At 66.7% G+C, this 12,309-nt stretch carries 13 protein-coding genes, 2 tRNA genes and 1 pseudogene; 4 read left to right on the top strand and 12 right to left on the bottom strand.

The genetic code is table 11. The features are described 5' to 3' along the window. Positions 1 to 56 precede the first annotated feature (56 nt). From FV217_RS00600 to FV217_RS00615, 4 genes are all read right to left on the bottom strand, one after another. Complete coding sequence (locus FV217_RS00600) at positions 57 to 428, bottom strand: hypothetical protein (protein WP_147813420.1); 372 nt, start codon at positions 426 to 428, stop codon at positions 57 to 59. A gap of 266 nt (positions 429 to 694) precedes the next feature. Continuing rightward, on the bottom strand, positions 695 to 1,990 hold the full coding sequence (locus tag FV217_RS00605) for an arsenic transporter (RefSeq protein ID WP_147813227.1): 1,296 nt from the start codon (positions 1,988 to 1,990) through the stop codon (positions 695 to 697). A gap of 36 nt (positions 1,991 to 2,026) precedes the next feature. Further along, the gene (arsC, locus tag FV217_RS00610; RefSeq protein ID WP_147813229.1) at positions 2,027 to 2,452 is read right to left on the bottom strand and encodes an arsenate reductase (glutaredoxin); all 426 of its coding nucleotides are present in this window, start codon (positions 2,450 to 2,452) and stop codon (positions 2,027 to 2,029) included. After that, a complete protein-coding gene (locus FV217_RS00615) occupies positions 2,452 to 2,799 on the bottom strand; it encodes a metalloregulator ArsR/SmtB family transcription factor (RefSeq protein WP_147813231.1) in 348 nt (115 codons plus the stop codon). Before FV217_RS00615 ends, arsC begins: the two co-directional genes overlap by 1 nt. 47 nt (positions 2,800 to 2,846) lie before the next feature. Here FV217_RS00615 and arsH point away from each other — a divergent pair, with 47 nt between their 5' ends. After that, entirely contained in the window at positions 2,847 to 3,599 is a 753-nt protein-coding gene (arsH, locus tag FV217_RS00620) for an arsenical resistance protein ArsH (RefSeq protein ID WP_147813233.1), read from the top strand. 26 nt (positions 3,600 to 3,625) lie between these two features. Here the strand turns inward: arsH and FV217_RS00625 are convergent, their stop codons facing one another. Then, entirely contained in the window at positions 3,626 to 3,811 is a 186-nt protein-coding gene (locus FV217_RS00625) for a hypothetical protein (protein ID WP_348641943.1), read from the bottom strand. A gap of 32 nt (positions 3,812 to 3,843) precedes the next feature. Here FV217_RS00625 and FV217_RS00630 point away from each other — a divergent pair. Continuing rightward, a pseudogene (locus FV217_RS00630) lies at positions 3,844 to 4,377 on the top strand (ATP-binding protein); the annotation flags it as partial. Between the two features lie 438 nt (positions 4,378 to 4,815). On the opposite strand, the gene FV217_RS00635 reads toward FV217_RS00630, so the two are convergent. The 4 genes from FV217_RS00635 to FV217_RS00650 form a co-directional block, all read right to left on the bottom strand. Further along, positions 4,816 to 6,249 carry an integrase gene (locus tag FV217_RS00635; RefSeq protein WP_147813235.1) on the bottom strand — a complete coding sequence of 478 codons (1,434 nt, stop codon included), beginning with the start codon at positions 6,247 to 6,249 and terminating at the stop codon, positions 4,816 to 4,818. A 383-nt stretch (positions 6,250 to 6,632) separates the two neighbouring features. Next, entirely contained in the window at positions 6,633 to 7,250 is a 618-nt protein-coding gene (locus FV217_RS00640) for an SCO family protein (RefSeq protein ID WP_238231098.1), read from the bottom strand. Then, positions 7,243 to 8,361 (bottom strand): MBL fold metallo-hydrolase, encoded by a 1,119-nt coding sequence (locus FV217_RS00645; protein WP_147813238.1) that lies wholly within the window; start codon positions 8,359 to 8,361, stop codon positions 7,243 to 7,245. Before FV217_RS00645 ends, FV217_RS00640 begins: the two co-directional genes overlap by 8 nt. Positions 8,362 to 8,753: 392 nt before the next feature. After that, the gene (locus tag FV217_RS00650; protein WP_147813240.1) at positions 8,754 to 9,032 is read right to left on the bottom strand and encodes a DUF2312 domain-containing protein; all 279 of its coding nucleotides are present in this window, start codon (positions 9,030 to 9,032) and stop codon (positions 8,754 to 8,756) included. A 781-nt stretch (positions 9,033 to 9,813) separates the two neighbouring features. Between FV217_RS00650 and FV217_RS00655 the strand changes: the two genes are divergently transcribed. Further along, complete coding sequence (locus FV217_RS00655; protein ID WP_238231141.1) at positions 9,814 to 10,716, top strand: GDP-mannose 4,6-dehydratase; 903 nt, start codon at positions 9,814 to 9,816, stop codon at positions 10,714 to 10,716. A gap of 60 nt (positions 10,717 to 10,776) precedes the next feature. On the opposite strand, the gene FV217_RS00660 is transcribed toward FV217_RS00655, so the two are convergent. The 3 genes from FV217_RS00660 to FV217_RS00670 form a co-directional block, all read right to left on the bottom strand. Next, positions 10,777 to 10,852, bottom strand: a tRNA-Lys gene (locus FV217_RS00660). 70 nt (positions 10,853 to 10,922) lie between these two features. After that, positions 10,923 to 11,007 (bottom strand) — tRNA-Leu (locus FV217_RS00665). A 148-nt stretch (positions 11,008 to 11,155) separates the two neighbouring features. Further along, positions 11,156 to 11,461 (bottom strand): FliM/FliN family flagellar motor switch protein, encoded by a 306-nt coding sequence (locus tag FV217_RS00670; protein WP_147813244.1) that lies wholly within the window; start codon positions 11,459 to 11,461, stop codon positions 11,156 to 11,158. Positions 11,462 to 11,647: 186 nt separating this feature from the next. On the opposite strand from FV217_RS00670, the gene lipB reads away from it, so the two are divergent. Beyond that, the gene (lipB, locus tag FV217_RS00675; protein WP_246682697.1) at positions 11,648 to 12,307 is read left to right on the top strand and encodes a lipoyl(octanoyl) transferase LipB; all 660 of its coding nucleotides are present in this window, start codon (positions 11,648 to 11,650) and stop codon (positions 12,305 to 12,307) included. The last annotated feature ends 2 nt before the right edge of the window (positions 12,308 to 12,309 follow it).

Genomic DNA, 12,309 nt, shown 5'->3' on the forward strand with positions numbered 1-12,309 from the left:
ATGGCCACGCGCGGACGCGCGTCACCGTGCCGGCGCAAGCGCCGGCGACATCGAATTCAGGCTCGGGGAGGCTCGGAGGGTGGCCCTTGCGAGAGGCTTTCGAAGGACGCGGTGACGACCCACACCGTTCCCTCGACGACAGCGAGGCGTACGGGCATCCCGAAACCGCCGGGCAAGCCCGTGGCCACCTTTGCCAGGCACAGCGCCATGAGCGGGCAGGCCTTGGAGCAATCGGGAAGGTCAGGCCGTTCCTTGGGGCAGCACGGCATGTCGTCCATGGCGTCGTCAGGCATCGCCATGGCGTGTCCCTCGACGGCCGTCGGCGCGCGCATGCCCGCGGCGGCCGCGGAAGCGGTCACCGGCGCGAGGGCGAGGCTGAGCACTGCGAAAAGCGGAAGCAGCCGCCGGAAGGCGAGCCAGAAGGTCACGGACGGACGATGCCACATCGCGGGTCGGCAAGGAAGCGACCGGACTGCCTGACGCGCTGAAGGCAGACAACAAGCGCGACGATCGCCAGGGCGAGCACGCCAAGTAGGGAATAGGTCGCATCGGCGCCCGCATACGTCAGCCCCGTGTACTAAGACGCTGGCTTCGCCAATACCGACGGAAGGTAGAACGAGGAGCCCCAGGTCAGGACCTGGATTACGCCCAGGGCCGACATGGCGGACCAGCGGCGCGACGGGTCATCGCTACGCTACCGAGCCCCAAGCATCGGTAGCCACAGCGCCAGGGCCGCCAGGGTGACGAGCAACACCGGAGGGGTGATCACGAGGCCGACCCGCATGTACTGGCCCCAAGTGATGCGCTGGCCCTTCGTGTCGAGGACGTGCAGCCAGAGCAAGGTCGCCAAGCTGCCGATGGGCGTGAACTTCGGACCGAGGTCGCAGCCGATGACGTTGGCGTAGACCATGAGCTCGCGCATCAAGGGCGACAGGTCCGGGGCCTGCTGGATCGAGAGCGCGCCCACCAGCACGCTCGGCATGTTGTTCATGACCGAGGACAGGATGGCTGCGGCGACCCCCGTGCCGATGGTGGCGACGAACGGTCCGTGGCCCGAAAGCCAGACGAGGCCTTGCGCCAAGTAGTCGGTCAGGCCGGCGTTCTTCAGGCCGTAGACGACGAGGTACATGCCGAGGCTGAAGAGGACGATCTGCCAGGGAGCTCCGGCGAGCACCTTGCGGATCGGGATGACCCGGCTGCGATTGGCCAGCGCCAGCAGCACGAGGGCGCCGGCGCTGGTGACCACCGAGACCGGCACGGCGAATGGGGCCGTCACGAAGTAGGCGATCAGCAACACCCCAAGAAGCGGGAAGGCCGCCCTGAAGACCAGCGGGTCCTTGATCGCGTGCCGCGGCGCTTCCAGTTCGGCCACCGGGTACGTTGCCGGCAGGTCGCGCCGGTAGAACAGCCACAGCACCAACAGGGTCGCCGCGAGCGAGACGAGGTTCACCGGCACCATCACCGCGGCGTAGCGGCTGAACGAGATGTCGAAGAAGTTCGCGCTGACGATGTTGACGAGGTTCGAGATCACCAGCGGTAGGCTGGTTGAATCCGCCACGAACCCGCAGGCGACGATGAAGGCCAGCGCGGCCGCCGGCTTGAAGTCCAGGCGCAGCAGGATGGCCAGCACGATGGGGGTCAGCAGCAGGGCGGCGCCGTCGTTGGCGAACACCGCCGCGATGGCGGCGCCGAGCAGGATCACCAACGGGAACAGCAGGCGCCCCCGGCCGCCGCCCCACCGGGCGATGTGGAGCGCCGCCCAGTGGAAGAAGCCGGCCTCGTCGAGCAGCAGCGAGATGATGATCAGCGCGACGAAGGTGAACGTGGCGTCCCAGACGATGTGCCAGACCGCTGGAATGTCACCCTCGTGGATAACCCCGGTGGCCAGCGCCACCCCGGCCCCGATCAGCGCGCTCCACCCGATGCCAAACCCCTTCGGCTGCCAGATGACGAAGACCAGGGTGACCACGAAGATGGCGAGAGCGAGCATCGGGACCGTTTCTTGTTCTTGGAAGCTCGGGACGTATCAGGCGGTGGCGACGCGCCGCCCGTGCTCGTCGACGACGCGCTCGCCGTTCTCCTTGACGAACTCGCCCTGCTGGGCCGGCAGGAGGTCGAGGACCGCCTCGGAGGGACGGCACAGGGCTACGCCCGTCGGGCTCACGACCAAGGGGCGGTTCAGCAGGATCGGGTGAGCCTCGATGGCATCGAGAAGCCGGTCGTCCGTGAGCGTCGCGTCGCCCAGGCCGAGCTCGGCATAGGGCGTACCCTTCTCCCGCAGGAGGTCGCGCACGGTGATGCCGGCGCGCTGCGCGAGCTGGCGGATTATGATCCGGTTCGGCGGCATCTTCAGGTACTCGATCACGTGCGGCTCGATGCCGGCGTTGCGGATCAGGGCCAGGGTGTTGCGGGACGTGCCGCAATCCGGGTTGTGGTAGATCACGACGTCCATCAGGCGGTCTCCTTGCAGCAGGCGGATAGGGCGGCGACGGCCGGGGCGCAGACCTCGGGGCGGCCCTGGCAGCAATCGCGCATCAGGAACTGGATGAGCTCGGAAAGGTCCGGGTAGGCGGCGATGTAGATGATCGACCGGCCCTCGCGCCGGGAGGTGACCAAGCCGGAATGGCTGAGTTCCTTCAGGTGGAACGACAGGTTGGTGCCGGACACGCCGACCGCCTCGGCCAGCATGCCGGCAGCCATCCCGTTAGGCCCCGCGGTGACGAGCTGGCGCACGATGCGCAGGCGATGCTCCTGGCCGAGGGCCGCAAAGGCGGCGACGGCTTGCCGTTCGTCCATCATGATGTCAATATCTCAACCATCGTTGAAACGTAGAGGATAGAAGCTCCTTGGACAAGCCTCGACAGCCCTTCGCCGACGGCCTGCCGAACCTGAGCGAGGGGCACTTCGTAGTCCCGACGACGGCCGAAATGCAGGTGGGGGCGCCGTTCACCCACGCCCCGCGCTTCCTGATCCTCTACGGCTCGCTCCGGGAGCGCTCGTTCAGCCGCTTCCTCGCCTACGAGGCCGCGCGCCTCCTGGAGGCGATGGGCGGCGAGGTGCGGATCTACGACGCGCACGGCCTGCCGCTGCCCGACGACGCCGCGCCCGATCACCCCAAGGTCCAGGAACTCCGGAACCTCTCGATCTGGTCCGAGGGCCATGTCTGGGTCAGCCCCGAGCGGCACGGCGCCATGACCGGGGTCATCAAAAGCCAGATCGACTGGCTGCCGCTAGCGGAAGGGTCAGTGCGCCCGACGCAAGGGCGGACCCTGGCCGTGATGCAGGTCTCGGGGGGTTCGCAATCGTTTAACGCGGTCAACGGTCTGCGCGTGCTCGGGCGCTGGATGCGGATGATCACTATCCCGAACCAGTCGTCTGTGCCGATGGCCTACAAGGAGTTCGACGACGCCGGCCGGATGAAGCCCGGGCCGCTCTACGACCGGGTGGTCGATGTCTGCGAGGAACTGCTCAAATTCACGCTCCTGACCCGCGAGCGATCCGATTACCTCGTCGACCGCTACTCCGAGCGCAAGGAACGCGAGCCCGACCGCTTGAAGGCCGTGGCGATCGACATCGGCTTCCAGCCCCGGCTGAGATGAGGATGCTCAAGGCCGTATGGCTCGGATCAGGTCGCGTGACGGATCGCATCGATGACCTGATCCGAGCTGTACTGCTTCGGCACGAACAGGCCGTGATCGGGGATCTCGCCGTCGGCGAACCACTGTCGTCCAGAGGTTACGACGAGACGGATATCGGGCCAGGCCTCGTGCACGCGCCCAGCCAGGGTCATCCCCCACATGGTGCCCGGCATGTCGACGTCGGTGAATAGGGCGCCGATGTCGGAGCGCCCGCGAGCGCGACCTGGAGCCGGAGCAGTACGTGGCGCTGTGCGTCTAGGACAACGGCAGCGGCATGCCACCGGAGGTGGTGGCGAAGGCATTCGATCCGTTCTTCACCACCAAGCCGATGGGTGAGGGCACGGGCCTCGACCTGAGCATGATCTACGGCTTCGCCAAGCAGTCGGGCGGTCAGGTGCGGATCTGCTCCGAGCCCGGCAACGGCACGATGGTCTGCCTTTATCTGCCACGCCACCGCGGCGAGGCGGAGGCGTCCGAAGCGGTCCCCGACCTGTCGGAGGTGGCCCGGGCCAAGGTCGGAGACACGGTGCTCGTGGTCGACGACGAGCCCACGGTGCGGATGCTCGTCACGGAGGCGCTGGAGGATCTTGGCTACGCCGCCATCGAGGCGGCGGACGGCACCTCGGGCCTCAAGGTGCTGCAATCGGACGTGCGCATCGACCTGCTGATGACCGACGTCGGCCTGCCCGGCGGGATGAACGGGCGGCAGATGGCCGACGCGGCCAAGGTCTCGCGGCCCGGCCGGTCAGGCGGCGACCGGGAACTAGGTCTCGGACGTCCTGCGGCGGCCCGACCGGTCTGCGGGCGTAACGGCGACGGCGCAGCTCGTCCGTCACCACCCGGTGGCAGGGTCTGCACAGCAACGTCAGGTCCGAGGGATGCTCGCGACCGAAGCGGAGGTAGGTTCGATGGTGGACCTCCAGCACGGCGTCCGCCGCCCCCGCGTAGCAGACACGGCACCGGCGTCCCGCCGCCTCGATCTCGGCCAGGCGGGCCGGGCTCGCCTGCCAGGCAGGCGACCTGATGTAGGAGTCGTATGCTGGGCTGATGGGAAAGCCTCCTTCGGGATGGCCCTCGCCGGCAATTCCCTGCCGTCGGCGAGGCTAGGGTTTCGGGCGGGGCGCAAGGGGATGCCGGACCTTCGGGTGACGTCTCGGGCCGGATGTCGGCGCGACGGCTAAGACCGCGCGATGACCTGGTCCGGCTCCTGCACACGGCTGCCGTCCAGCGGCGGCAATCTCACCTTCGCCACAGCCCTGCGCGCGGACCGCATCACCGGACCCTCGCTGTAGACGCCGAGCGTGATGCCGCTGCGCTTGTGGCCGACAACGGCGGCGATCAGGCTGTCGGCAACGTCTGCCTGTTCCAAGCGGGAGATGAACCACCGCCGGAATGAGTGGAAATTTACGAGGGAGCGCCGCACCCCAGGGATGTCGTGGCTGACGCCGATCGAACGTCGGTAATCCGTGAAATGGTTCGAGGCCTTGAAGCTGCGCTCGCGCTTCGAGTTGGGGTCCAACACAGGCGGCCATTCGGGGAAGAGGTCGTCGCTTGGCGCCTTCCCCGCCGTTCGCCGCGCGATCACCACCGCGAGGTCCGGATGCACGGGGACGTAGCGCGCGGTCGTCTCCGACTTCTGCGGCTGGAACAGCAGGCAGCGGTTCGCGGTATCGCACACCCTAAGCCGGACGATGGCGTCGAGACGGGCGCCGGTCAGCGCGCCAATCATCATCAAGTCCGACATGTGCGGCGTCGCCGGCCCCAGGAGCAGCCGTGCCAGTTCTCCGTTCGAGAAGGGCCGCTCCTTCTGGTCGTGGGGCTTTTTCGGTCCCTTCACCACGACGCCGGCGAACACGTTGGTCTTCGCCGCATCCGTCCGCTGCACCAGGTATTGCCAGTACGACGACAGGCGACCGATGTACTTGTTGAGCGTCACATGATCGAGACCGGTCATCTCCTTCAGGGCATCGGCGAAGGCATAGGCCCTCTTCCCGTCGATCCTCTCGACCGACGGGGGGATTCCATCCCTCGCGCACCACTGAAGGATGAGCTTGAGGGCGCGTTCGTCGTCGGACTTCGTACGCCGTGTCACGAACAGCTGCGCCAGGTAGGCCTCATGGTGAAGGTCGATGGGCGTCGCGCGCCCGTAGGCGACGTCGGAGAACAGGTCGGCTTTCCGGGCCTGCTCCGGACGCGCCTCTTCCTGCTCGAACGGACCGTGCTCCGGGTCCTCGACCGTGATCCAGCGGGCATCCTTGAAACGGATCTCGGCGTGGCGCTCGTAGACAGCGTCGGTGAAGGCGCGCCACTCCTCAGGCGACCCTTGCTCCCGCAGCCGTACCGCAACCTTGCCCAGCTCAAGTGCGACGTGCAGGTCGGACTTGCTCGGGCCGCGGATCGCGTCGAGGGCGTCCTGGATCTGTTTCTTGAAACGCTCGACGTGCTGTCGCTTGAGGACGTTCGCGACGGTGAGGCTGTCGGTGCCGAGGTTGTGCTTCAGCCGCCCGGTGCCGAGCGTCTTGCGAGCCTCCTTCGGAACGGCGACGCTGACGCGCCAGGTCGTGCCGTGGAGTTCGAGATAGGCCTTCTTGGGATCTGGCTGGCGAGGCAAGGGTAAGATCCGAAGCTACGGGAGGATAAGTCCCACGTTCGTCCCAGGATGCGTCCCGAAATCCTTCGGTCGTCCAAAGACTTCCATAACCGCAATGGGTTAATCGAACGTAGGTTCGAGCCCGCTCAGCTCCACCAGGTTTTCAGGCTTGGTGGTCGATCGTTTGACGGCGGGACCGACCCTGCCCTGGCGATGTTTCGGCAGCTCCGGCGTAACACCGGCCCCTGAAACTCGTCGTTCCGCGTTTCGCATCTATCCGATCCAGAGGCTGCTCAGATCGCGAACGCGATCCCGAGGACCATGGAAATGGGGTTGCTCGAAGGGCTCAAGGCATCCGGGCCGACCACACGCGACACCGATCCCCTAACAAGAGCGCAGCGACCTCAGCGCCGCGCCAGATGCGGCCGGATGATCGTCAGCATCCGCTCGGCCGAGGTGCCCGGCGGGAAGAAGCCGAGATAGCCGCCGGACCGGTCCATCAGATAAATGAAGGCCGAGTGGTCGATCGTGTACTCGCCGTTCGCGCGCGCGACCTTCTCGTAGAAGACCTTGTAGGCGTCGGCGGCCACGCGGACGCTCTCGACACTCCCGGTCAGGCCGACCAGACGCGGATGGAAGTTCGGCACGTACTCGGCGAGCGCGGCGACCGTGTCGCGCTCGGGATCGAGCGTGACGAAGAGCGGCTGGATCGCGTCGCCCTCGTCCCCGAGCATGGTCAGGACCCGCGCGATCTCTTGGAGGTCCGTCGGGCAGATGTCGGGACAGGACGTGAAGCCGAAATACACGAGCAGGAGCCTGCCGCGGACATCCGCCTCCGTCCTCGGGCGGCCCTCGTGATCGACGAGCGCGAACGGGCCGCCGACCGGCTCGCGATTCCACATCAGCACGTCCATCAGCTCGGCCGCGGAGCGCTGACGGGTCGGGCTCTCGCCCGATGCCGGCAGCGCCGGGTGGCAGCCGAGGACCGCCAGAAGCGCCGCACCGGCCGCGAGGCTACGCACCGAACGTGAGCCGGCTGCCCGTAGTCGGAACGAGGATGCCGGCCGGCATCTGTGCCTGCGCTTCGAGCGCGAAATTCAGGCCACTGCAATGCATCGGGATGACGACGTCGGGCTCGAGCTTCCCGATCTCGGCGACGACCTGGCTGAGATACTCCTTCGGGGCCGGCCCGAGATGGAAGCCGCCGACGATGGCGTGAACCTTCTTCACGCCGGAGACCTCCTGGGCCTGCCGGACAGAGTTCACGATGCCGACATGGCCGCAGGAGCTGATGACGACGAGCCCCTTGTCCTTGATGTTGAAGCACGTCGCGTGCTCGTGGACGTGCTCGTCCGGCAGGATCTTGCCCTGCAGTTCCGGCGGCGAATAGTGGCTCGCATCGCAGCCCAGGCCGTCCTTGCTGCCGCGCTCCACGAACGTGTTGGGCAGGATGCGCTCGATCGACGAGCGCTTGATCTGGCCCGTGGTGAAGGCGTGGCCGGCCACCACCGTCGGCGTCTCGCACAGGACGGTGGTGATCCGCCGCGCGGCCAGTTCGCGTCGATCGAGCTGGCCGAAATCCGTGAACTGGCCCTGCACGCCGCTCGGGCTGACGCGGTGGCAGAAATTGTCCTCGCCGCCGGCATAGAGCTTCACGTCGGGTGCGAGCTTGTCCCGATAGCTGTCGAGAAATCCGGTCAGGCCGCCGTAATGATCGTGATGGCCGTGGCTCACGATCAGGGCGTCGATCTTGGTCGGGTCGACCTTCAGGATCTCGATGTTGTTCAGGAGCGCGTCGGGGCTGTAGCCGAAATCGAGCAGGATCGTCCGGGACTCGTCCGCGCGCTGCGATTCGACGAAGAGGGACAAGCCCCACTGGTTGTGCAGGACCTTGCGATAGTCGCTCCCGCGGCCATTGCCGGGCGGCTGATGCACCACGCCCCGGACCGTGCTGGGCTTGAGGAACTGATCGTGAGCCGAATCGATCAAGACGCGCAGGCTCAACCTGTCGATCGTCGGTATCTCGATCGGGGCAGCGCTGGCGAGCTCGATGCAGGAGAAGCCGGCTGCCGCCCCCGTCGCGAAAGCCGTGGACGCCTTCAGAAAACCGCGCCGATTCAGAACTTCGACCATGTCAGCCGACCCCGTCCGCATAATATTGTATGCGATCGATATAGCCGAGGTCCGGCGAAATCTGTTTCTTTGTTTTGCAGCCGCAGTAGAAGATTCTCTATCGATGGATCCGATTCTTGCGAAAGACCGTGCCGACTGAGTTCGCAGGCGCTTCGAGAAGCCACCGCGACGCGTCCCGGCGGCCCGGCCTCGGTACGCGATGCGACGGGCAACACCCCGGCATCCTTCGGTTCGATCCGTTCCCGACGAGGTGCCTCACGATCATGGCCAGATGGCGCAATCGCCGTCAGACCGCAAATCAAAGCCCGACCGATCTCAAACAACTGCTATCGGCCGGGCCAATTCCAAAATGTTTTCAGCCTTCAAATATAGAATAATTTACAATCTCATTTTCAGACCATGCCGAGAGCCTGCATATAGAGATCCAAGATCGCTTCTTCTTCCTGGCGCTCGCTATGATCTTTCTTACGCATGCGGATCAATGTCCGCACGGCCTTGACGTCGAAGCCCCTGCCGCGAAGTTCCTGGAAGACCTCCTTGATATCGCCGCCAATGCCCGCCTTCTCTTCCTCCAGCCTTTCGATCCGCTCGATGAACTGCCTCAGTTCGTCGGCCGCGACACCTTCGGATGAACTGACGTCGGCGCTTTTCGACGTGGGGTTCTCACTCATTTCCGTTCGTCCCGTGCGTTGGATCGGATCAGGCAGCGGATGCGAGGTCCGCCACGAATTTCAGTTGGATCGAGCAGGTCGCGCTCCTTTTCAGCTGCGTGCCTCGTAGATCAGGCGACGATTCAGCTGGAGGGTGCGCACGACCGGCTCGGGCTTCGTGGAGATTATGCAGAGCCGCTCGAGTTGTTGATTCGGCGTTTCGACGACGCGAATAGATTTCACGAGACGCCATGAGCATTCGGCCCAGCCCTGAATCGCTGGCTTTCGCCGATGAGGGCCCGATACTATTCGTTCCTGCGCGCGCCGAACGCTGGCGGCTCGCCGACGGTGAAGCCCTCGGAGGGCCGGTCCCGGGAGGCAGGCCCCGCCTGTGCGTTCATGACGAGGGGCTCCGTGCGGTGGCTGCGTGAACAGGCGCGGTGTCGGATGCGGCCATAGGCGGCGACGGACCGAGAGTCGATGATAGGCCTCCCCGACATGCGGCGAGCAGCGCGCTCGCGATGCGTTCGTATCGGCTCGGGCTTACCGGGCCGTGAACTCGCGGTGATGGACGGGGGCCCCGGCGCCGCGCTCGATCTTCCTTGCGGCACCCATCGCGTCATAGCTCTGAATTGGCTTGAGGACGGCGCCGATGGGCGAAACTCGTCTGCAAGCCGGATTTGTCCGATAAGCCATCGGACCGCGACGCGACGTCCGTCGCGTCGAGCAAGGGGAGCGGACGCTGCCACGTATCCTGATCACCGGCGTCGGCGGCTTCGTCGGCCGTCACGCGCTGCGGGCTCTGGCCGAGGCCCAGGCGCCGGGCGACGCACTGGCGGGGCTCGACCTCCACATCTCCAAGGCCGCGCCCGAAGGCGCGATCCTGGCCGCGATCGACCTGCTCGACCGTGACGGCCTCTCGCGCTTCGTCGCCGGCTTCGCGCCGACCCACATCCTGCATCTCGCAGGTCTCTCATCCGTGAGTCAGGCCGGCGGCTCGCCGGCGGAAACCTGGCAGGCGAACGTCGTCGGGTTGCTCAATCTCGCCGAGGCCGTGATCGCGGGTGCGCCGGGCTCCACCCTCCTGTTCGCGAGTTCCGGCGAGGTCTACGGGCGCGCCTTCCTCGCAGGCACGGCACTCGACGAGCGCACCGTGCCGATGCCCGCCAACACCTATGCCCGCACGAAGCTCGCGGGAGAGCGCCTGCTCGCCGACGTACTGCCCGCCGCCGGCATCAGGTCGGTCGCGCTACGGCCGTTCAACCATATCGGCCCAGGGCAGGACGAGCGCTTCGTCGTCGCCTCCTTCGCCTGCCAGATCGCCCGGATCGAGGCCGGGCTGTCCGAGCCGGTGCTGGAGGTCGGCGACCTGTCCGCCCGGCGCGACTTCCTAGACGTCGGCGACGTCGTTGCCGCCTATGCCGCCGTGATCCGCAGGACGGACGACTTTGAGACGGCCAGCATCTTCAATGTCGGGTCGGGTCGCGCCCGGCCGATTTCCGAACTGCTCGACGGCCTGCGCGAAAGGGCGCGGGTGCCGTTCGAAATCCGCATCGCGACCGACCGGCTGCGCCCCTCCGAGATTCCGACGGCCAGCGGCGACGCCTCGGCGCTCACCCGCGCGACGGGCTGGCAGCCGCGTATCGCTCTGGCGAACTCCCTGGCGCGCATCCTCGACGAGGCCCGCACACGCATACAATCATGAGGAGGTGAGATCTTGCGGGATCACCCGCACGCCGGGCCTCGGCAGCCCGTCCGAGCAATGTGGTGAGCGCGCTGGGACTCGAACCCAGGACCTACAGATTAAAAGTCCGTTGCTCTACCAGCTGAGCTACGCGCTCGCCTCCGAGGGCAAAGTCTGCGCCTCGATCGTCGGAAGCGTCGATCTAGAAAAAACACCAACCGTTAGGTTGGTGCGGCCAAGAGGACTCGAACCTCCACCCCTCGCGGGACTAGCACCTCAAGCTAGCGCGTCTACCAATTCCGCCATGGCCGCTCGCCACATGTCCCGGGCCAGCGCCGCGAGCGGGGCCGGTCAGCCCGTGTGAGCGGCGCAGCGAGTACCAGATGGTTTCGGCAGGCACAAGCGCGGTTTCCACTTTCGCCGAGCCAATCGCACGACGGCGCCGGCTCGCCCCCTTGCGTCAAGCGCGGTCGTCGCCCCGTTCGAGGATCGGGACCTCGCCTTCGCCGATGGTCACGCCGGGGGTGCGGATGACGGAGGCCTTGCGGATCAGCTCGGTGACCTCGATCGATATGCGGTTGCCCGTCACCACGATCTGGCCGCGCGCGATCGGGTGGTCGTTGGCGAGAATCTCGACCATATCGGTCTCGGTGGATTCGAGTTCGATCACGGCGCCGCGGCCCATGCGCAGCAGCATGTGCAGCGGCATGTGGCTGCGCCCGAGCACCACCTTGAGGTCGACCTTGAGGTCTTCGAGAACGGCCACGCCACGTTTCCTGTACCGATGGCCCCGGCGCCGACGCGGCGGGATCCATGGGTATGATGCCAGCACCGACCTTCCGCGCGTTATGGTGAAGCCTTGGTAAACGACGGGGCGATCGGCCCACGAAACTCCACCCCGCGCCTGTCGGTGAGCCCGGTCTCGTTCCTGCCCGCGTCCGGCTCGCCGCCGGTGGTGTGGCGGGTGAGCGATACGCCGGTCGGCTACGAGGAGGCCGTGGAGGCCATGGAGGCGCGTGCGGCCGCCATCGCGCGGGGAAATGCCCCAGAGCTCGTCTGGCTGCTGGAGCACCCGCCGCTCTACACCGCGGGCACCTCCGCCCAGGACGTCGACCTCGTCGAGCCGGAGCGCTTTCCCGTGCATCGAACGGGGCGGGGAGGGCAGTTCACCTATCACGGACCGGGCCAGCGCGTGGCCTACGTGATGCTCGACCTCGGCCGCCGCCGGCAGGATCTGCGTGCCTACGTGGCCAGCCTGGAGGCCTGGCTCATCGCCAGCCTCGACGCCTTCAACGTGCGCGCGGAGCGCCGCGAGGACCGCGTCGGCGTCTGGGTGCGGCGTCCGGAGAAGGGGGAGGGCGTCGAGGACAAGATCGCGGCGATCGGCATCCGCGTCCGGCGCTGGGTGAGCCTGCACGGCATCAGCCTCAACGTGGAGCCGGATCTCTCGCATTTCTCGGGCATCGTGCCGTGCGGGGTGCGCCGGCACGGCGTCACCAGCCTCGCCGACCTCGGGCGGATCGTCTCGATGGACGAAGCCGACATGGCGTTGCGGGCGGCTTTCGTCCCGATCTTCGGCGAGGTCGGCGGCGAGGCGAACGGATCGGATTAGCC

This window comes from Methylobacterium sp. WL9 (genome assembly GCF_008040035.1).
Taxonomy (GTDB): domain Bacteria; phylum Pseudomonadota; class Alphaproteobacteria; order Rhizobiales; family Beijerinckiaceae; genus Methylobacterium; species Methylobacterium thuringiense.